Origin of the sequence: Vulcanisaeta souniana JCM 11219, assembly GCF_026000775.1 — an archaeon.
GTDB lineage: Archaea > Thermoproteota > Thermoprotei > Thermoproteales > Thermocladiaceae > Vulcanisaeta > Vulcanisaeta souniana.
In genome coordinates, this window is record NZ_AP026830.1 from 1,834,703 (window position 1) to 1,854,553 (window position 19,851).

General features: G+C 44.1%; 25 protein-coding genes. 12 read left to right on the top strand and 13 right to left on the bottom strand.

Annotation, left to right across the window (positions count from 1 at the left end; all coding sequences use genetic code 11):
- Window positions 1-67: 67 nt before the first annotated feature.
- The 3 genes from truD to Vsou_RS09900 all read right to left on the bottom strand — a co-directional run bounded on the left by truD (window position 68) and on the right by Vsou_RS09900 (window position 2,729).
- Complete coding sequence (gene truD, locus Vsou_RS09890) at window positions 68-1,417, bottom strand: tRNA pseudouridine(13) synthase TruD (protein WP_188604067.1); 1,350 nt, start codon at window positions 1,415-1,417, stop codon at window positions 68-70.
- Window positions 1,418-1,450: 33 nt separating this feature from the next.
- Complete coding sequence (locus tag Vsou_RS09895) at window positions 1,451-1,744, bottom strand: hypothetical protein (RefSeq protein WP_054844441.1); 294 nt, start codon at window positions 1,742-1,744, stop codon at window positions 1,451-1,453.
- A gap of 79 nt (window positions 1,745-1,823) precedes the next feature.
- A complete protein-coding gene (locus Vsou_RS09900) occupies window positions 1,824-2,729 on the bottom strand; it encodes a hypothetical protein (protein WP_188604068.1) in 906 nt (301 codons plus the stop codon).
- A 40-nt stretch (window positions 2,730-2,769) separates the two neighbouring features.
- Here Vsou_RS09900 and Vsou_RS09905 point away from each other — a divergent pair, with 40 nt between their 5' ends.
- Window positions 2,770-3,291, top strand: coding sequence for a GTP-dependent dephospho-CoA kinase family protein (locus Vsou_RS09905; RefSeq protein WP_188604069.1), 522 nt, complete (start codon window positions 2,770-2,772; stop codon window positions 3,289-3,291).
- Window positions 3,292-3,529: 238 nt separating this feature from the next.
- On the opposite strand, the gene Vsou_RS09910 is transcribed toward Vsou_RS09905, so the two are convergent.
- Window positions 3,530-4,489: a DNA methyltransferase gene (locus Vsou_RS09910; protein ID WP_188604070.1), complete on the bottom strand. Its 960-nt coding sequence runs from the start codon at window positions 4,487-4,489 to the stop codon at window positions 3,530-3,532.
- Window positions 4,490-4,773: 284 nt separating this feature from the next.
- On the opposite strand from Vsou_RS09910, the gene Vsou_RS09915 reads away from it, so the two are divergent.
- From Vsou_RS09915 to Vsou_RS09925, 3 genes are all read left to right on the top strand, one after another.
- Window positions 4,774-5,361 carry a protoglobin domain-containing protein gene (locus tag Vsou_RS09915; RefSeq protein WP_188604071.1) on the top strand — a complete coding sequence of 196 codons (588 nt, stop codon included), beginning with the start codon at window positions 4,774-4,776 and terminating at the stop codon, window positions 5,359-5,361.
- Between the two features lie 132 nt (window positions 5,362-5,493).
- Window positions 5,494-6,297 (top strand): plastocyanin/azurin family copper-binding protein, encoded by an 804-nt coding sequence (locus Vsou_RS09920; RefSeq protein WP_188604106.1) that lies wholly within the window; start codon window positions 5,494-5,496, stop codon window positions 6,295-6,297.
- Window positions 6,297-6,512 (top strand): SHOCT domain-containing protein, encoded by a 216-nt coding sequence (locus Vsou_RS09925; protein ID WP_188604072.1) that lies wholly within the window; start codon window positions 6,297-6,299, stop codon window positions 6,510-6,512. Before Vsou_RS09920 ends, Vsou_RS09925 begins: the two co-directional genes overlap by 1 nt.
- A 13-nt stretch (window positions 6,513-6,525) precedes the next feature.
- On the opposite strand, the gene Vsou_RS09930 is transcribed toward Vsou_RS09925, so the two are convergent.
- Window positions 6,526-6,714, bottom strand: a complete 189-nt coding sequence (locus tag Vsou_RS09930) for a helix-turn-helix transcriptional regulator (protein ID WP_054844439.1) — start codon at window positions 6,712-6,714, stop codon at window positions 6,526-6,528.
- A 192-nt stretch (window positions 6,715-6,906) separates the two neighbouring features.
- Here Vsou_RS09930 and Vsou_RS09935 point away from each other — a divergent pair, with 192 nt between their 5' ends.
- The gene (locus tag Vsou_RS09935; protein WP_188604073.1) at window positions 6,907-7,053 is read left to right on the top strand and encodes a hypothetical protein; all 147 of its coding nucleotides are present in this window, start codon (window positions 6,907-6,909) and stop codon (window positions 7,051-7,053) included.
- Entirely contained in the window at window positions 7,031-8,101 is a 1,071-nt protein-coding gene (locus tag Vsou_RS09940) for a hypothetical protein (protein ID WP_188604074.1), read from the top strand. The genes Vsou_RS09935 and Vsou_RS09940 overlap by 23 nt, the downstream gene beginning before the upstream one ends.
- A gap of 12 nt (window positions 8,102-8,113) precedes the next feature.
- Here Vsou_RS09940 and Vsou_RS09945 read toward each other — a convergent pair whose 3' ends face one another.
- The 4 genes from Vsou_RS09945 to Vsou_RS09960 form a co-directional block, all read right to left on the bottom strand.
- Window positions 8,114-8,560, bottom strand: a complete 447-nt coding sequence (locus tag Vsou_RS09945; RefSeq protein ID WP_229709944.1) for a MarR family transcriptional regulator — start codon at window positions 8,558-8,560, stop codon at window positions 8,114-8,116.
- A 45-nt stretch (window positions 8,561-8,605) separates the two neighbouring features.
- Complete coding sequence (locus Vsou_RS09950) at window positions 8,606-9,514, bottom strand: fumarylacetoacetate hydrolase family protein (RefSeq protein WP_188604075.1); 909 nt, start codon at window positions 9,512-9,514, stop codon at window positions 8,606-8,608.
- Between the two features lie 48 nt (window positions 9,515-9,562).
- Window positions 9,563-10,627 (bottom strand): FAD-dependent oxidoreductase, encoded by a 1,065-nt coding sequence (locus tag Vsou_RS09955; protein ID WP_188604076.1) that lies wholly within the window; start codon window positions 10,625-10,627, stop codon window positions 9,563-9,565.
- Between the two features lie 213 nt (window positions 10,628-10,840).
- On the bottom strand, window positions 10,841-11,680 hold the full coding sequence (locus tag Vsou_RS09960) for an ARMT1-like domain-containing protein (protein ID WP_188604077.1): 840 nt from the start codon (window positions 11,678-11,680) through the stop codon (window positions 10,841-10,843).
- Between the two features lie 125 nt (window positions 11,681-11,805).
- On the opposite strand from Vsou_RS09960, the gene Vsou_RS09965 reads away from it, so the two are divergent.
- The 3 genes from Vsou_RS09965 to Vsou_RS09975 are packed head-to-tail and all read left to right on the top strand — an operon-like array spanning window position 11,806 to window position 14,359.
- The gene (locus Vsou_RS09965; RefSeq protein ID WP_188604078.1) at window positions 11,806-12,663 is read left to right on the top strand and encodes an eIF2B alpha/beta/delta subunit family protein; all 858 of its coding nucleotides are present in this window, start codon (window positions 11,806-11,808) and stop codon (window positions 12,661-12,663) included.
- Window positions 12,663-13,100: a YkgJ family cysteine cluster protein gene (locus Vsou_RS09970; protein WP_188604079.1), complete on the top strand. Its 438-nt coding sequence runs from the start codon at window positions 12,663-12,665 to the stop codon at window positions 13,098-13,100. The genes Vsou_RS09965 and Vsou_RS09970 overlap by 1 nt, the downstream gene beginning before the upstream one ends.
- Before the next feature lie 38 nt (window positions 13,101-13,138).
- Complete coding sequence (locus Vsou_RS09975; RefSeq protein WP_188604080.1) at window positions 13,139-14,359, top strand: DegT/DnrJ/EryC1/StrS family aminotransferase; 1,221 nt, start codon at window positions 13,139-13,141, stop codon at window positions 14,357-14,359.
- A 44-nt stretch (window positions 14,360-14,403) separates the two neighbouring features.
- On the opposite strand, the gene Vsou_RS09980 is transcribed toward Vsou_RS09975, so the two are convergent.
- Together Vsou_RS09980 and Vsou_RS09985 are read right to left on the bottom strand one after the other, a co-directional pair.
- Window positions 14,404-14,595, bottom strand: a complete 192-nt coding sequence (locus Vsou_RS09980) for a chromatin protein Cren7 (RefSeq protein ID WP_013603523.1) — start codon at window positions 14,593-14,595, stop codon at window positions 14,404-14,406.
- Window positions 14,596-14,833: 238 nt separating this feature from the next.
- The gene (locus Vsou_RS09985; RefSeq protein ID WP_188604081.1) at window positions 14,834-15,520 is read right to left on the bottom strand and encodes a 3,4-dihydroxy-2-butanone-4-phosphate synthase; all 687 of its coding nucleotides are present in this window, start codon (window positions 15,518-15,520) and stop codon (window positions 14,834-14,836) included.
- 97 nt (window positions 15,521-15,617) lie between these two features.
- On the opposite strand from Vsou_RS09985, the gene Vsou_RS09990 reads away from it, so the two are divergent.
- Entirely contained in the window at window positions 15,618-16,307 is a 690-nt protein-coding gene (locus Vsou_RS09990) for a nucleotidyltransferase family protein (RefSeq protein ID WP_188604082.1), read from the top strand.
- Here the strand turns inward: Vsou_RS09990 and Vsou_RS09995 are convergent.
- Window positions 16,304-17,287, bottom strand: coding sequence for a cyclic pyranopterin monophosphate synthase MoaC (locus Vsou_RS09995; RefSeq protein WP_188604083.1), 984 nt, complete (start codon window positions 17,285-17,287; stop codon window positions 16,304-16,306). The two genes, Vsou_RS09990 and Vsou_RS09995, sit on opposite strands and share 4 nt — an antisense overlap.
- Before the next feature lie 27 nt (window positions 17,288-17,314).
- Window positions 17,315-17,914, bottom strand: a complete 600-nt coding sequence (gene tmk / locus Vsou_RS10000) for a dTMP kinase (protein WP_054844722.1) — start codon at window positions 17,912-17,914, stop codon at window positions 17,315-17,317.
- Window positions 17,915-17,974: 60 nt separating this feature from the next.
- On the opposite strand from tmk, the gene Vsou_RS10005 reads away from it, so the two are divergent.
- Window positions 17,975-18,463 (top strand): hypothetical protein, encoded by a 489-nt coding sequence (locus tag Vsou_RS10005; protein WP_188604084.1) that lies wholly within the window; start codon window positions 17,975-17,977, stop codon window positions 18,461-18,463.
- A 47-nt stretch (window positions 18,464-18,510) separates the two neighbouring features.
- The gene (locus tag Vsou_RS10010; protein WP_188604085.1) at window positions 18,511-19,575 is read left to right on the top strand and encodes an inositol-3-phosphate synthase; all 1,065 of its coding nucleotides are present in this window, start codon (window positions 18,511-18,513) and stop codon (window positions 19,573-19,575) included.
- Window positions 19,576-19,851 lie beyond the last annotated feature (276 nt).

Consider the following 19,851-nt stretch of genomic DNA (forward strand, 5'->3'; position numbering starts at 1 on the left):
TAAATGCGTCATTACTTTGCTTTTAATATCATTTCTTAGTCATAAGTATGACTTATTAATGCATTAATTACGTGAAGTCAACCTCAGGTTGTCCACTCTTCATTAATTCCCTGAGGAATACCGTGGCGTAGTTACCCCTAGGTAATCTAAATACCAGAGTTAGGTCGTTGCCTGATATACTTATGTTAAATATTGACGGCCTAATGAAGAGCGGCCTATAACCACCCCTAATCAATAGCCTTGGTATTGATTTAACCCTAAACATTGACGGATCAACCCCCTCCCTCCTAAGGACCTCAAGCTCAATGTCACCCTGCGGCCCAGGAAGAAGCTTTGTTGAGTAGCCCACTAGGTGAGCCACGGGTATTGCACGGCTCCTCTTCACCAACTCATTCACCTTATTTGTCATGGCCTCGTTTACGTGGATCATGTGCCTTGTGGGTAATCCACGCTCATCCAGGAGGACCACCATGTCCCCCTGCACTGCCATATTTATTGGTAGGTTCCTACCAATGCGTTCGCTCAGTGCTAAGTTGAATATGTATGACTGGTAGGCTTCTATATAGATTGTTAGTAATTCATGTGGTAACTTCCTTATGGCATTGCCGAAGTCCCTTGGATTACTTGATAAGTGCCTAAGCACAGCCCTCTCAGGGTAATACCTGTACCCCCTGGGTATTAACTCAAGGGCCTTTGCATAGTTTCCCGTTCTAGCAATGAACTCCCTGGCCTCTCTAATTCTCGGTGGCTCCGTTGGGTATGCATGCGTCAGTAATTCATTAATTGCTTCCTCGAACTTACCAAGGATTATATACTTACCAATTATGTGCGAGTTTGGTCTTTTTAGTCCGAAGCGTTGATAACCGTAGTACGTCGGCAAACCCCTCTCCATTACCTGGTTTATTATGCAGGTAATGTTATCCCTACCGGCCTCGTTAATGCCCCTTACCCTTACTGTGAATTCATTTCCCCAAATATCCCTGGTCGTGAATGCCCTATCCATGCTGAACACCTCGAGAACCCTGATATTTTTACTAAGTTCCCTCGGTACGTTGTTAATCGACAAGCCCCTAACCGAGACTACCTGTGACGTGATCGCCAATGCATCCTTAAGCCCTCCAAAGCTAATATCCCGGGCATCAATACCTAGTCTCTTACTTAGTATTAGTAATAATGTGATCGCGTCAATGCCCCTCTTCTCTATTATCATCCATGTCCACGGGCCCGGTTTGCTAATTATTTTCGGCATTGGTTTCTGCGTTAGGCTCGTTGGTACGACCTGCCCATCAATTAGGACCTCCTCAACTATAAAATCCTCGAGGCTCTGTTTCACCCTACCACCAATGCCCTCACAATCACTTATGTAGTAATTCATCCCCACATGTCTATCTAGCCATGCCTTTGATAACAATGGCATTTTAGTGAAGCTAATGGAAACCCTTAATATTGTTTAGCCAAGGCATTGGATCATTGCCTCGGCAATTCCTGAGTAGGCAGTATTTAGGCATTCCTGGCATAGAGTTCTCGTGACCCTGTTACCGTTTATTTCAACATAACCAATGTCCTCGGGCTTAATCCAGCGCCCGCAGGAAGAACACCTCCTCAGGCCTAGTAATCTATTCACTTCCCTGCTTATTTTTAGGGCCTCTCTGTTCATAAGCAAATGCTTCTCATTATTTATTGCGGTAATAACCAGGGTTAATCCCTTAACCCTCATTAGTGAAAGTTTTCTGTAACTAATCATCAATTGACTAGTCTCCCTGTGATTAATAAATTACTTCCAGAGTTATGTATATGTTGAGTGACAGAGTTAACTAAAAGTTTCACTTCACTTCCTGACCACGACTCAACAAGCACCACTCAATAAGTTCATCAACGCGGGTAAAGGATGACCTACGTACGTCATACCCCATACCACCTAACTTACCTATCAGGGAGAGGTAATCGCTAAGTCCCATACTTTGAGGTAGGGAAATGAACGTGCCACCAATGCAGTAATTAGCGTCGGTATCAACATTAATGGGTTTCGGTAGGGTAAGCACAGCATCCCTACCCACAATCCTACTCACTGCCCTAGCCCTAAACCTAACAAGTGCGGAGAAGACAGGGTCGGAGACCTCGATATCCTCAACCCTGGACATGGGGAATTTACTGTATGGTATAATCCCTGAATTTGACCAGTCAACAACGTAAATACTCGATACATACTGCCTAGACACGTATACAGAGAAAACTCTCTTTGTTACCATGCACTTTGATTCCAGGTCTATCGTGAGTTCCCTACCGATCAACCTATTGGGAACTAAATCCGGTGGTTCCCTAACTCCCATGAGTATCGACTCGGGGTTTTCATAGAAAATCGCAAGACCCAGGTCAAGCGCGTTAATATCGTTAACGAGCTTAAGGTAATTATTCATCATTATCAGATCAACAAGTGAGAAATTCCTCCTGTTGAGGAGATCAATTAATGACTTGGTTAAATCTTGTTCATTAATCAACCTCCTCTTATACTGAACGGCTAATGCATGGACATCCTCTATGAACATGGTATTACTGGTTAATCCATTCCAAACCCTAAGGAAAACGCTATTAATTGAATCATCGTAACCACCACCAACCATGACGATCAGGGACAACGCTTCTCTCATATTCTTCATCAATGAATCATTGAGCGCATCATAATCCTCAATAAGCCTCTTCCGTTCTGGATGATCTATATATGCAAGCACGTGTTACTCCTTATTAATACGCTGTTAATAAACCATTACTGTGTATGTCCTGGTGAGTAAGTGGGCTAGGTCCATGATGGCTTGGCCATTAGGTGTGGCAATTAGCAAGGAAGCCCCAGACTCAATTATTAGGGTGAAGAGTGAGTATGAGAATGCATTCTTGATAACAGTCGGTGATATAGTTACCATGAACACGATTAAGTACTGGAGAAAACCCAATCTGGCCATTATGGACCTAAAGACGAGGAGAACCATTGGCATAGAATCATTAGACAGCTCCTTTGATGTAGTTATAAACATTAGTAACAGACCCGCCACATTGAGTATAGATGCTATTAACAGGGTAGGTGATGCGGTGAGGACTGCCTTGGGAGGCGATAATGTGCTTGTCCTGGTTGACGGTGAGGAGGACTTGCTTGCAATACCTGCCGTGCTCATGGCCCCCAGAGGCTCCGTGATACTCTACGGACTTTACACAGGTTATTTAATCGCAATACCGATAATTAATGAATATAAATTGGCCTTCATGAAGTTACTTCTAATGATGCCACCGGCTAAATAAGGCTCTAGAACCACATGTGCTTAGTCCACATTGACCTGTTTAGTTTCATAACGATCTCTGCCCTAAATGGCAAGACTCTAAATACTCAGCGATAAGCAGGTTAAATACTCATTCCTTACCTGACCAAAAGAGACAACAGATCTTTCCCTTTCTGAGTGAAGGTCGGATAAGCCCCAATGCAGACCTTGACTCCTTAGTGGTACTCATCGTGAACCTAATAACAAGTACCATATTTCCATCAAATGCTTATACTATATTTCAGTTTTCTTTTCTCCTCCTCATTCCCCGGCTTTTTAAATATGAAGAGTTTTTCGTGCTGTATTAATAGGAAGCCCCTGCCCCTCATTCTCTGCCATACTTCCCTCGTGGTCTTCATCCTATGCTGTATCTTTATGACCTCCTCCTTAAGTATGAAGCCCACGTTTAGGAATACCCCGAGGACCCTGTGCGATATGGGTACGTAGTGCCTATGCATCCTCGTATCACCAATGAGCACGGCCGCATACCCACCTGGCTTAAGCACCCTGTAGATCTCCCGCGCCACCTCCCCCATTAACCTTATGTAATTCTCCAGGTTTTTAGCACATGATAAATCATCCTGTGAGCACTCACCACCCTTATACTCAATGATGTTCCAGTAGGGTGGATGCGTGAATACAGCATCCACTGAGCCATCCCTAATTAAGTCCAGTTTCCTCGCATCGCCGTGGTAAATACGAGTGAATGCCTTCATAACGTCCTCAAGGATCACATCGCCGACCCTATAGGGGACCAAGTCAGCACTTGAGTGTTGTTTAATGCTCTCCTCAAGCCAATAAAGCCTATGTAGCGTGAGCATTACGGCATTATAATTAACGTCAACACCAATACAATTCCTACCCAGAAGCTTGGCCTCAATGCATGTGGTGCCTGAACCAACCATTGAGTCGAGTATCGTATCACCCTTATTTGTGTACATGAGTATCAACGCCCTGGGTATCTGGGGGGCCCAGTTGCCTCTGTAATCACCCTTGTGCGTAGCCCAGGAACCCCTCCTGGGAAAGCTCCATACCGTGGTTGAAACATCAGTGAGCTCCGTGGAATCAGGCAGTAAACGCTCAACCCTAATGGGCTCAAGGGAAATCTCCTGGTCCTCAATATGAATAACCCTATTCCTAGAAACAAACTCCAAATACTCACTAAAACCAACTTCGCGCATGACATTACCTTTCTCATTAAATTTAATTTTAAATTCACCTATGGAAAATGATCCATTTCATGTAGATAATTCCCAAATAAAGTAAATTAAATACATAATGCCCCTAGTACTCATGTTTGTATGGCTACGCATGTTATTTTACTTACATAGTCTTATTAACCCTTAACTATGAATATTTCGCAAATGTACAATCAGTGACTAATTCTTTCTTTTCCTATTGCTAGTTCAATTTCTTGATTATTCGATAAAATGCTTATATCTCGTGCTAATTTTACCGTTAATGTATGTCCCGCTTCACAATGGGGAGCGAGATTAGTAAATTACTGGATAATATAGTCAGCACATCGATGAACCAAATACCGCCACCAGCAAGGTTTAGCGATTATGATGCCCAGGTAATTACGAAATTCAAGCCAATACTCACGTCAATAACCGAGGACGTGGTTAAGAACTTTTACGACATACTATTTTCCTATGAGCCAACGGCTGCGGTTTTCCAACCTGACGAGAGGCCGTTGAGGGAGAAGACGCTTAGGGATTGGTGGATCAGGACATTAAATGGTCCGTTTAATGAGGATTACTGGTTGTGGCAGGCCTACGTAGGCGTCATTCACTATAGGAGAAACGTTACGCCACCCATGTTCATGGGTATGTGGGCCTGGATCATAGACAACGTAATCAGAAAAACACAAACCAGTCCCGAGTTAGTTTCTGCATTGGTTAAGCTTGGCGCCACCCAGTCATCACTCATGGTCGGTGGTTACTACGACATTGTAGAATACGCACTGAACAGAGTTGATATAGGCAGCGATTTACTTAGGAACCTCGTTATTTCAATTATTGAGGAATTAGCGACAAGCATTAAAAAGTAGTTTAGGAATTAAAAAACCAAGCCTACTAAGTAATTTCCTGCTGGTCTCTTCCTCTTGATAATGACGTAGTTACACGACTGGTTTCACATAGGTTTTTTATGCAGGAAACCGGATTAATGCCCCGTGACTGGTATGAGTAGGACCTGGATTTGGATTGCGGTTGGTATTGCCATTGGCTTAGTGATTAGTCTAGGCTTAGTCTACGCAATTATGCCCTATTACTATAATTACTACTACGGTAATTACCCTGGCGCCCTGCCTATAGGTCCCAGTGCGAGTAATTACTATGGTGGTTACACCTACGGTACATATTCAATAAGTCAAATCATTAAGGAAGTTATGGAAGTGCCGAGCTACGCCCATGTTTACCCGAATAACAATACTATAGTATTCACTAGTAAGGATATTAACTTATTAGTCGTGGCCATGATGGGTGACGATGCAGAGAGGATGTTTAATGCAACTCCTCCGTCATATGTGCATGGCGATGTCTTTGTTATTTATGGGCTCATAAACCCAACGCTGGTCATGCCTGCGGGCGCCGTTGTTCATGTTACCTTCGTTAATCTCGATGATGACATGTACCATAACTTCGTGATTACTACGGTGACACCCCCATACCCATATTATGTAATGCCCTACATGGGCATGTACGGCGGTATGGGTCCACAAATGATGCTCTTCATGAGGTGGTTACCACCGGCTAACTATAACACTGGTTATGCTTATGGCTACGAATATACATTCACGATCACCGCACTAGGTACGTATTGGTACTTATGCACCTATCCGGGGCACGCAGAAGAGGGTATGTATGGAGAGATAATTGCCGTGGGTAATGGCTTAAGCACATCGGCATACCCATATCCTACTGCTCAATACCCAGGTACATACTATGGACCTGGTTGGATGGGTGGTATGATGGGGTGGTGGTAATGCCTTGCCCATGTATGTGGGGTTGGTGGAGTTGGGGTTTTGGCCCATGGTTCGGCTTTGGGTGGTTTGGATGGATAGTCGGCGCCCTAATCGTCGTGTTATTTCTAATACTCATAGTACTCGTAATAGTTTGGATAATCAGGAGTTTATCGCGGACATCATCAAGCGGTGGCCATCAACATGGAAGTCATGAGCATGGTTCATGCCACGGTTAAATCGTAAAAATCACTAATTGCTCTTAAAATCCTTAAGTTTCACTATATTTCTACCTTTAACCTTAATGACCTCTACCAAGCCCTTCTCCTCAAGCCTACGTACTATCCTCCAGGCCTGGACCTTCGACAAACCTAGGTCCTTCATTATCTGGTACTGAAAAACCTCACCGCTCGCCCGGTGGTGGTCTTTTTTGTGGTTCATAGTTGTTTATGTCCACCGCCGGGTTCACCGCGGCTTCTTATCCCCGGCCCCCCGCCTGCGGGAGCGTGGCTCCCATCGGCGAAGGGCGGTTCACGCCGTAGTCCCCCTCGCCAGGCTCATCGGGCTCATCCCAATGTTATTAGTACAGAAAGACTTATAGGTTTTTCTGTATTTCTTGTTCTTGATTTCTGTATGCCTGAGGAGTATGTTTTCCATGCTAGGATTTCGAGGACAGGCCACGGGCTATTGTGCATATACATACCGAGGGAGCTCAGCTCAAAAATGCAACACCTGTATAGGAGGGAGGTGATTATACGTGTCACAGTCCCAGATGAGTAATGGAGGGGTTGTTGATGCATCTAAGCTAGTTGCGCATGTGACAATAGCAGGCAGGCTGGTTCCAGAGGCAAGCGATGACTTCATGAAGCTAGCTAGGCTAGCGCATGACTTTAGGAAGGCCGTGCTCTACGCGACTAGGATGATTGCCAGGGGAGTTGACGCCAATTCAATCCTCAGAGAACTAAGGTCAATGCTGAACAAGGCATATGGTGATTCAGCATACAAGGTTGCAAAAGCACTCGTCGAGGGATGTAGGTACAGCAATGGTAATCTAAGGCACATCAAGGTGAAGAAGCTGTTCATTGTAAGCGAAGGCGAAGCAACTAGGCTTGGAAATAGAAATGTGAGGCTAGGCCCACTAGGTGTTGTTAAAATTAAGTATCCATACGATGGCTCGTGGCTCAGTTTCAAAGCACTATTCGGTGAAGAGTACATACCGCTGGTTAAAGAGCTTGTAGAGCTGAGCAGGCAGAAGAGGATGAGCTATGGTGCTAGAATTGTTTTCAGAAGCGGGAGGATATACCTCCACATCTCAATACCACTAGAACTCTATCTAAAGCATTTTAAGAGGGGAGAGGCCAGGGGAAGCCTCGTTGTGGGGTTCGACTTGAACAGCGATAGGATAAACATGGTGATAGTCGATAAGTACGGGAGGATAAGGGACACCAGGGCTGCGTGGTTCCCAGAAGTAACATCACATGGATTCCCAAGAAACAAGGCTAGGGCTAGGAGGCTTGAAGCACTTTCGGAGTTGCTTAGGTATGCTTACTATCACGGTGTCGGTGTTGTTGTCTTTGAGAACCTCCTCCTCATTAAGAGGAGGAGGTTTGGCAAAAACAGGGTGGCAAACCGCAAGATTGCGAGGTTTGCAAAGAGGGAGTTATTAATGCATGGCATTATCATGGCAATGAAGTACGGCTTCAGGGTGTACCTAGTAAGTCCAAGGGGCACATCAAAATCTAGAGAACATGATGAGGTCATGAAGAGACTAGGCCTGGATAGGCATATGGCATCGGCATACCTAATAGCCATGAAGGGGCTAAAATAACCATGAACAACCTCAGTTGATAATAAATGAACATAAAAATACCTCTATCAACATGAAAAAGAATACAGCCCCAGACTTAATCACGTACTCGAGGACCTCACGCTCAGTCTTAGGTAATAGCCTTAAGACCTTACTATAATAATCATTGGAATAACCAGTCACGGAATTACCCTTCGCCGCAGTCTCCTGCATCGCCGCGTAACTCAGTCCTTGGGAATTCCCGGTGGATCTTATGAGGATTATTGGCGCAATTACTGTAATTATGCCCACGGTTAGTAATGCCAGGGGTAGGAATAGCGGGTAGTACATCATCGTTCCGCACATCATTCCCATGCAGTGGTAATAGGCCATGTAATTAACCATGACTAACGCGCCATAGAGTAAATACGCACTTACGCCCAATATGATTGCGCCTACTATGATTAATACATTACGCAACACATTATGGTCTCCACTCATTATTGTTTATTTAACGTCGTAATTTAATAAATCCTTCTAGGCGATTCACTCCTCAATGACTGTATTCCTTAAAATACCTATTTTCTCAATCTCCGCCTCAACGACGTCGCCGTTCTTCAGGAACTTACCCTTTGGAAAACCAACGCCTGATGGTGTTCCCGTGCTTATGTAGTCACCAGGCTTGAGCGTAACGCCCTGGGACGCCCAGTGAATTAATTCGGGTATCTTAAATATTAAATTCCCCGTGTTGTCGTCCTGCTCCACATTGCCATTAACCCTAAGCATAAGCCTTAGGTTGTGCGGGTCCTGTATTTCATCCCTAGTCACGATGTATGGGCCCACCGGCGTTGATGAATCCATGCTCTTGCCGTAGATCCAATCCATTCCATAGGGTTCCTTACTTGGGAATTGCCAGTCACGCATTGACACATCATTAAGGATTAAGTACCCAAAGATGTAATCAAAGGCCCTATTAACGTCGATGTACTTACCCCTCCTACCAATGATTATGGCCAGCTCTACCTCCCAATCAACCTGCTTCGAAACCCTGGGCTTAAGTATTGACTGATTATGCCCAATGATCGCATTGGGGAATTTGGGGAAGAAGTACGGCCTATCGAGGGGCTTAGCACTGCTTTCCTCACCATGAGCCCTGTAATTAACGGCTACACACAGGACCTTCTCAGGTTTAGTTACAGGCGGCAACCAGGTTATTGAATTTGGGTCCTTGAAAAACGCTGGGTCACTACTCCTCAACGCCTTATCTAGTAGGTCCTTAACCATGGCCAGGACAGGGTCACCGCCGCTTATTAATGCCTTCATGTCATAGAGAAAGTTTGGCGCCTCGACCGCATCATAAATATCCATGTACGCGCTAGGTAGGTCAAGAATACCCTTACTTGTGTATACACCAACTTTAACCAGGTTATTCCATGTGAAGGAAAGTAACTTCACGGAAATAACGTAATCACAGCATTAATTTAAATATCACTGCTAACTGGTTTATGCTTCTCTCCAGCCTCCCTTAATTATGTATTCCTCGATGGCCATTGCCGCATCTATGCCGTTTTTCAGTGCCTTACCTATTAGGCTCGGTCCAGTTGCCACATCGCCTGCTGCAAATACGCCCTTCCTTGTTGTCCTATGTCTTTGGTCAATATCAATTGTATTGTGAGGCGTTATTTTAATACCGCAGCATCCATCCTTAAATGGCGGTGTTGGTATTTCACCAACGGCGGCTATTACGTTATCCATCTCCATTACATACTCACTGCCTGGCACTGGTTCTGGGGCTGGTCTACCGCTTTTATCCGGTTTGCCGAGTCTCATCTTGACCAGCTTGACCGCCTCAACGTAGTCCTTGCCCAACACCTCAGTTATGCCAACTAACTCTACGAACTTTATACCCCTCTTTATCAATCCCTGTATTTCCATCTTTCCAGCTGGCGCCTCATTTATGGTCCTTCTGTAGAGCACGTAAACCTCCTTGGCTCCCTGCCTCTGTGCCTCTATTGCCGCGTCAACTGCCGTTAGCCCGGCTCCAATGACGGCCACCTTACTACCGGTTGGGTATATCACGGATTTTGGTAGGTAGCCGAGTTCACTGGTATAGATCCTGTATAGGTAGTCAAGAGCTAGGTAAACGCCCTTCAAGTTTTCACCGGGTACTCCCAAGTCCCTGGATTTCCAAGTCCCCGTTGCTATCAACACTGCGTTATAATTATTAATTAGGTTTTCAAGGCGAACCTTGTTTTCTGCGAAATCATCACCATCAGCATGCACCTCCTCATCGGCAACGACCTTAGTCCTGAGTATGAAGTTAACACCTAACTCAATTAATTCCTTAATTCCAGCTTTAACATTCTTCTTTGGAACTCTGTAATCCGGTATACCGAAGATCATTAATCCACCAGGCTCTGGCAATTTATCATACACATCAACCTGAAAACCCCTGCATATTAAGTAACCAGCAGCGCCAAGACCAGCTGGGCCAGCACCAATAATAGCCACCTTTTCACTACGCTTTTCAATTTTTTGACCTGGAGAACACTTAAGTGCGAACTTCACGGGGTGGCCATGCATGGACCATTATATAAACCTTTCCTAGTGCCTAATTCAAGCGTAATTTTACGAGTAGATCAATATATATTCAATAATTACAAGGAAATTGTGTTAATTGTTAACAAGACATTATTAATAGGATGCACCATAAGAAGTAAGCGTGTAAATATCATAAGGACAATAATTTATATAGTCACTACTAATATTTAACCAAACCCATTATTTATTGCCCCGTAAATAAACAACTGGACTATTCTTAGGAACCTTAAGTAGCTTAATCATGGGCCCGCACTTAGCCCTGAATAGGAAGATGACCCTTAATCCTAGGTCGTTTTCTAAATATGACTCGAAATTACCCACGCCCTTAGAAATAACTAAGTCATGACGCCTTAGGTCCTGCCATAAACCCCTGTTATAGAACGGTGGGTATCTATTTCCTGTTGACACGATCTTCACCTTATCACTTAATACCTTGCTCACGTAGTCAGCAGTGACATCAACCTCATAGGGCAAGCCCCTCGCGTATACAGTGACCCTGAGACCCATGTCAACTAACTTCCTAATTAACAATGCGTCTATTTGAAACTCTCCAGAGTTATCAACAACGTAACCAACGTCGTGAATATCATTAAGCATTTTCGCTAGGCCTTCCTTAGTGATATTAAGCCAGGCTGCTTCCTCAAGGAGTTTATTCACGAAATCATTAATATCGAATTGATAGTCCCTCATTGGTACATCCACTGAATTAGCAGCCGCCGCTATCTCGAAGTACCTCGCTATATCATTACCTGCATCACTAACTACCTTACCAAGGATCAATGAGGCCGTATCCTCGAGGTTCTTCTTCTCGTCAGCATGCGGATCCTCATTGTTTAGGATCTTGGTTATTAAGTCAAAGGACTCTATGAAGAGCGGTGTCCTACCCCTTGGTATCAAGCTTGATATGTGCATTGTTATGTGCATGTACGTATTAATATCGTCTATACCGAACTTCTTTATCTCTTTAGTTCTTGACTCCAGGGCACAGAGTATACACTCAGGGGTTTCTATATATAGCATTGGCACCCAATAAGTAGTGGATTAATAAGTATTGTTTTAATAAGTAATTTATATTCTCAGTAATCACGGATGGATCTAGGCATAGCTTTTAATCTCCAACCCTATGAGTTGGATCCCAAAATAATATGAGCATTGATTCAATACTGAGCGAATTAAGGAAGGATCAGGTTCACGGCGCATCGTGGTACTTCCTTAAGGGCATTGAACTCCTTGAGATCGCGTTAGGAAAAAAACTAGGCAAGGAGGAAATAAGGTCATTACTTAATGAAATAAGGAATATCAGGCCTGGCATGGCATCGCTACTGAACCTGACACAAGTGATTGACCAATCGCTAAGTCTGGACCTAGACCTTGGCATGATTATTAGCCGTTTAAAGGAGACCCATGAGAAGGCGCTTGAAAACTTATCGAAGCAATTGGATAGGTTTCCCGTAATGTGTGGATCCGGGGTAATGACCATTAGTTATAGTTCCGCGGTTAGGGTAGCCCTTTCCAAGTGGGGTAGGTGTATTGATGGCCTTTACATAATGGAGTCTAGGCCAGGTGATGAAATTACACAAGCCATCAAGGACTACTCAAATCGCGTAGGTAGTGTGATACCAATACCTGACTCAGCCATTGCATCCTTCATGAATAAGGTTAATTACGTCATTGTTGGTGCCGATGGTTTATACAGTGATGGTTACTTCCTTAATAAGGTCGGTACTGAAACCCTCCTCATAGTTGCGCGCAAATTTGATGTGAACACAATAGTTGTGGCTGAGTCCTATAAGGCAGTGACTGGCGGCATTAATGATGTATACGCAATTAGTGTTGAAATTGGTGGCTTAAGTGCACGGGTTCCATTATTCGATAAGGTGCCTCTTGACCTAGTTGATCACTTAATAACGGATTTTGAGATCATTAAAAAGCCAAAACCAAGCAATATTGAGGATTTAAGGGAGCACTTTATTAATAATGTCCTTAGGGTAGGTGAGCGATAATGAAGACCTTTCTATGCCTAAGATGTGATGAATGTTGTTACTTCGATAATGAGGAAAGAGGACCCATACTATTTGAGGACGAATTAACTAGAATAAGGGCTCTTGCTAAGTCCAGGGGTTTCGATATTAAGTACCGTGAGTTATCAATTAATGGCATGAAGGTGTATAGGTGGTTAATAAGAGGTTATTGCCCATTTTATGATAAAGGGGGCAAGTCATGCACGATACATGCAGTGAAACCCCTTGCCTGTAGGATGTACCCATTGCTGTATAATCCAAGCACTGGGGAGGTATTAATATCAAAGGAGTGTAGGTGGGTAAGTGAGACAATTAATTCGGGTGAAGAGGTGGGGCTTGAAAGCTTTCCCAATGAGACTAGGGCGCTTGAGACGGCATTATCACGATTGTACAGAGTTAGTATTAAAATCCATGAATAGTAAATACTTAATTAACCTAACAGTGTTGATAGGCTTGAATGCAGGAGTTACCTGCAATAGAAGGCGGAAAGCCCATTAGGCCTAACCCACTTCGTTATAAGCCCTGGATAACTGATGATGATATAAAATTGGTTATTGACGTCCTTAAGTCGGGACAATTATCCGCAATAGGTGGTAGGTGGAACACGGCCCTCGAACAGGAATTAACCAAGTACCTAAGTACCAGGCACGCGATTACTGTTTCCAATGGAACAACAGCCCTGCATGTCGCGCTTAAGGCCGTGGGTGTTGGGCCTGGTGATGAAGTTATAACAACGCCATTCACGTTCGCCGCATCGGCAACAACAATCCTCCACTCGAATGCAATACCCGTGTTCGCGGATATAAATAAAGAAACCCTCAACATAGACCCAGCATCCATTGAGGAAGCCATTACTGACAGAACCAAGGCAATAGTTGTTGTTCATCTGGCGGGGTATCCAGCTGAGATGAATGATATAATGAAGATTGCGCAGGAAAGGGGTCTATATGTCATTGAGGATACGGCCCAGGCCCTAGGCGCTGCCTATAGAGGAAAAATGGCTGGCTCAATAGGTCATGTGGGTACCCTGAGCTTCTACCCAACAAAAACAATAACTACCGGCGAGGGTGGTGCAGTGGTTACTAATGATGATGAAATAGCAAGGAGTGCAAAGCTATTGAGAAATCACGGGGAAACCGGTAAGTATTACTACGAATTAATTGGTTATAATTATAGGATGACTGAGTTCCAAGCAGCACTTGGTTATTCACAATTGATGCGTATCGAGGAGATAATTAGGCATAAGGAGACCTTCGCTAAGGTACTCATGGAGGAGATCCAGGATGTGGAGAACGATCTTATTCAGTTCCCACGCCCCAAACCATACATAAGGCATGCCTGGCACTTATTTCAATTACTTCTCAACCTTGAGAAGCTGAGGGTAAGTAGAGACAGGGTCGTCGACGCGCTCAGGGCTGAAGGAATTGAAGCATCAACCGTGGCTTATCCAATACCCCTCCATAAGGAACCAATAATAATGAACATGGCAAACCATGGAAAGGGATGCCCCTGGTCATGCCCATACTACGGTAAGAAGGTGAGCTATGGACCATTACCAAATGCCGAGTGGGCCGCTGAACGTGTCGTCACAATATTACTTGGACCATTATATACAACTGAGGATGCCGTCGATACTGCGAAGGCTATAAAACGCGTTCTTAATTACTATAGAAGATAAAAGGATAAAATTTAGTTTTGATTGTTTTTAGGGGTTTTGTTTGTTTAGGTTATTATGTTTCCTTGTTCGTCTACTTTTGCTATGACTTTTCTTACTGTTTTTCCGTCTGGTGTCTTGAAGAGGGCCATTACGAAGCCCTTCCTACCCTTAGGCTGCACCTTCCAAACCTTACTGGGCTTCAACCTCCTACCCTCAACCTCATACTCCTTCCTCGCCAGATCCTCAAGGGACACCATACTGGTCAATAAGTTCATTATTTGGGGGTATTTAAAAACATCGCTTGGGAATGCAACGGACGAATATATCGGTTACAATACGCTAAATCTTACATTACTTATTTACTAATAGCAAATATTACGATAATTATGACAACTCGAAGTTAAACAATATCAAGTTATGGGCTACGTTAATAATACGTGAAGAAATACGACGCTATTATTCATATGTGATTTATTTATCCCTATATAGCTATGTCTACTTTATCACAACTTCCTTAATAATGCCCTGTCTTTCGGCTTCTCTTATTATCTCACCACCGCTTATGACCACTGTGCCTAATTCATCGGCTATCCTAGACACCGCATCCTTGTTTAATGCCTCACCGTCGTCACTAAGCATCTCAACTATAACAAGCGCTGGTAATATGCCAGCCATCCTTGACAGCAATAAGGACAATTCTGTGTGGCCAAACCTACGTCCAACCCTGCCCAGAAGTATGGGCACATGACCTGGTGCGTAGAACTCGCCGTAAAATATCTTCTGCGCCTCTGCATTACGGCCCTCCTTAATCATCCTTACAACATCTGCAAGTCTCGTAATAGTCAATGCTCTATCAATATCCCTGATCCCCGTCTTCGTCTTTACATGGTTCACGTATATTGAGAACGCAGGGTCATCCCCATACCCAGGCCTTTTAATGAGTCCATCGAAGCCTGCATTACGAAGCACATCACTCATGAAGTTAAGCCCTAATTGCTTACCCACGGAGTCCTCGGTAACGAAACAGATTAAACCACCAGCATTCTTTCTCATCCAAGTAATTACTGATGGCGTCACATGATCAGCCCTTATCACTGCATCAACCTCATTTTCCCTATTGTCGGAGTCATGAATGAACACTATTTTACCCTGCCTTAATAGTTCCAGTGCACTCTCGATCATACGCCTCATAAACTTAAAGTTTAAGTTAATAAATTTAACTTTAAACTCAGGTTTATGGAACCTTAAAGCATTAATACTAACCGCCTAGTTTTACTTGATGGTTAGGGCATTGATCCTAGCCGGTGGCTTCGGTAAAAGACTTCAACCATTAACACTAGACAGGCCTAAACCACTGATTGAGGTTGGCGGTAAACCAATTCTTCAATGGCAGATCGAGTGGCTCAGCAAGCAGGGTATTAGGGATGTAGTTCTTGCTGTTGGTTATCTCAGGACCAAGGTCTTTGAGGTAATGGGGGATGGCTCTAAATTCGGCGTTAGGTTGTTCTATAGCGTTGAGGAGGAACCCCTGGGTACGGGTGGCGCCATTAAGAACGCAATGAAGTTCCTTGAAGATGAGGTATTCGTGGTCCTTAATGGTGATGTTGTGACAAATCTCCCAATTAAGCCATTAATAGATCAATTGAGCGGTAACGTGATCTCAACGATTGCCCTAACCCCCATGAGGAGCCCCTATGGTATTGTTCATATAGACAATGAGGGATTTATAACTGAGTTCAGGGAAAAGCCACTACTTGACTACCTAATCAATGCCGGTGTCTACGCCTTCACTAAGGATATATTCAAGTACTTGCCGAATAAGGGCGATATTGAGGTAACAGCATTTCCCAAATTAACAAGTGAGAAGAGAATTAGGGGGGTTATTTATAGGGATGTTTACTGGAAGTCTGTTGATACTGTTAAGGATGTTGAGGAGGTCGAAAGGGTAATAACGGAGGTATACTCCTAGACCGCTGGTGTTTTCAGCGCCTTAAGAACCTTAATTTCTTTAATTACCGTGTATGGGTATTGACCATTTTCATCCTTTTCGTACTTCTTAACCATGTCCCAAACGGTCAGTAAGCCAACACCAACGGCAAAAACTGCCTCCATGGCAGAACCTGTGTTTGACACATTACGGGTGTCAACGGAGACCTCGACACCGTCCTCGACAACCTTAACATCGGCATTAACGTACGTTATGTAGTTAAGATGCACGAGAGGTAGCACCTCCCACGCCTTTTTCGTAGCCATTATCGATGCAGCCTTAGCTATTGTTATAACATCACCCTTCTCCACATTACCCTGCCTAATTAACTCCACGGTACTTTCCCTAAGCCTTACGAAACCCTTGGCTGACGCCTCACCATAGTAGGTTGGTTCGGCGGTTACATCGAACATAGTAACTACGGGTAATCCACCCGTGTTATCCTCAAAGTCACCTAGTGATAAACTTATTCTCTCCTCAGACTTTACCTTACTAACTACCCTAATATCGAACATACCATCAACACGACTAGAACCGCAGGTCTGTACTTGATTACCCATGAAATTCGTGACCCACTCAGGCGTGCAGGTCCTGCTACATCCCTTAATGGTATTCCATGCCGCGAGCAGACCGCTGAATAAGCCGAATAATACATCCATTTCAATACCTGTCTGCGCCCTAGTCCTGGCGAGCACACCCATTCTAATGCCATCCTTCTCATAGCGCACCCTAGCCTCGATGTAGGTAATAGGAACCGGATGAAGCAACGGTATGAGCTTCCAAGCAGTTTTAGTGGCGTTAATGGCCGTTACCTTAGCTATGGCTGCGGCGTTACCAAGACCACTGACGCCAACCTTCATTAACTCACCCATGGTATCCTCATCAACCCTTAGAAAGCCCGTGGCAGTGGCCTCCCTATAGATGGGTTCCTTGCCTGTGATGTCGATCATCCTAACAGTCATAACAAGGCATTACTACATTACGCCTATTTAAACAACCCTCCTCAATGCATCAATTATTAACCTATAAACATCATTAGCGACAGAGTCCGGGTCCCTAACCGCATTAATAACTGGGTAATTATTTAAGGAAGCCCTTCTGAGGAGGAGCTCCCTAGCTCTATTGAGGAATTCCTTATCGGCCTCAAACACCTCAAGCTTATGCCTACTCCTTAACCTGCCTATGACAACCTCGATAGGCGCGTCAAGTATTATTGTTAGGTCAGGCCTAGGCACGAATTTATGAAGTTCCATTAACCAGTCCATGGGTAAACCCATTGTGCTCTGATAAACAAGTGTTGACTCCATATACCTTTCAGTAATGACTAAGTAACCATTATCAAGCATTGGTTTCACCTCACCATAGTAGTGCTGAACCCTATCGGCCGTGAAGAGGAGCGCGAATACCGATGGGTGCGCAATCTTCGAGTCTGACCTAAGGAGCCAATCCCTAATTAACCTGCCAATTGGTGTCTGACTGGGCTCGGCGGTAGTATGCACCCTGTACCCAGCTCTTTCCAATATATCCTTTAACTTCGTGATTATTGTCGATTTACCAACACCATCAATACCCTCAATCGCCACAAACATACTTAGACCAACATACAAGTGTGAGAATCACTTATATAATTCATCCCAGTGCCGAAATTAATGAGAAAAGGACTATTAATAATTGGAGTGGCACTTCTTGCCCTGGGAATAATTATATTCCTTATTGGGATCTATCTTAGTTCAAGTGTAGTAAGCGATATAATGTCATTGATTACGGAGACACGTAATGAGACTGTGGTGGCGCCGGGCTTGTCAGTAAGCATGGGTGCTGTTAACGAGGGATCCGCAATAATGGCTGTATATAATGATTCCCTGGGAAGGCCATTGCAGGAACTCATCACTGCACAGGGGAAGCTCGATACAAGAAGTATCGATGGACAATACGTAATTATTTATGTGCCAGAGACGGAGAGAGGCTCGTTGTCACTGGTGAATAATTATAGCGAGAATGCCGTAGTTTATTATATATCTAATACGGTGAGTATAACTACATTGATACCCCTTGTGCTGTCCACATTTGTTAGTATAATCATGGTTATAGTTAGTGTGGTATTATTAATATTGGGTGTTGTGCTGAGGAATAAGTAATTGAATGAAAGAAATCTTTATTAATAGCTGTTAATATAACGTGAACAATGAAATCAAACATTAGGGTTGCAATAGCTGGCGTGGGTAACACAGCGTCAGCCTTTGTTCAGGGACTTAGGTATTGCGAGGTGGAACAGGAACCAACAGGCCTGACCTTCCAACGCATTGGACCCTATGAACCAAGGGATATAAAGGTGGTCGCCGCTTTCGACGTAGATTCACGCAAGGTCGGTAAGGACGTTGGTGAGGCGATATTCACACAACCAAATAATGCACTTAAGGTTATTGAGGTTGGTAAATTAGGTGTCATTGTAAAGGCCGGCCCATTACTTGACGGTGTTGCTGAGCAATTAAGGGGCTCCTTCATACCAATCACTGAGAGCGCAATTGAGGATGTAGTTAGGGAACTAGAGAGCACAAACACGCATATACTCATTAATTACTTACCCACGGGAGCGCAGAAGGCTAGCGAGGCCTATGCGGAAGCAGCCCTCAGGAGTGGGTCAGCCTTCGTAAATGCAATGCCCTCAGTAATAGCTACATCGAGCGAGTGGCAGTCAAGGTTCGAAACCAGGAAGTTACCGCTTGCTGGCGATGATGTCCAAAACCAGGTGGGCGCTACAGTATTACATAAAACCATAATTAGGTTACTCGCATTGAGGGGTGTTAAGATCGAGGGCACATACCAACTAAACGTTGGTGGTACACCAGACTTCCTAAACCTAATGTATAGAAAGGGCCAGAAGGAAAAGACGAAGACGGAAGCTGTGAAGAAGATGGCTGAGGGGGAAGACTTTGACGCCTACATATCGCCTGTGGCCTACATAAAGTTCCTGGGAAGCAGGAAGAATGCTCATATGTTCATTGAAGCTCGTGGGTTCGCTAATGTACCAATCAGGATAAGGGTGGACCTGGAGGTCTACGATCCGTTTAACAATGCTGGTGTAATGATTGACATAGTCAGGACCGTGAAGCTAGCAATGGATAGAGAAATTGGCGGACCACTCATCAGTCTATCAGCCTGGGCCTTCAAGAACCCGCCAGTTCACGCACCACCAGACGTGGCATACCAATGGCTCGTGGAATTCATTGAGGGTAAAAGAAATAGATAAGCTATTAATTAAAAGGATCAGTTTCCTTCTCATTATGGCCCTAAGACGATTATTCATATTCATTGAATACGGCGAATTGAAGAACCATAATCAAGGGAACACCCACTAAAGCCGTGAGGCGTTAATTCATGTTCATCACCAACCAGTAAAGTTGGGGTAGGATTTAGGTAAAGGTATCGTATGGCCAATAACCACTTGGCATAAGGGCACTATATTTTCAATTAATTCACAAGCCTCATTGCATATGACAGATCAAGGCTTAATCGACAATCATAC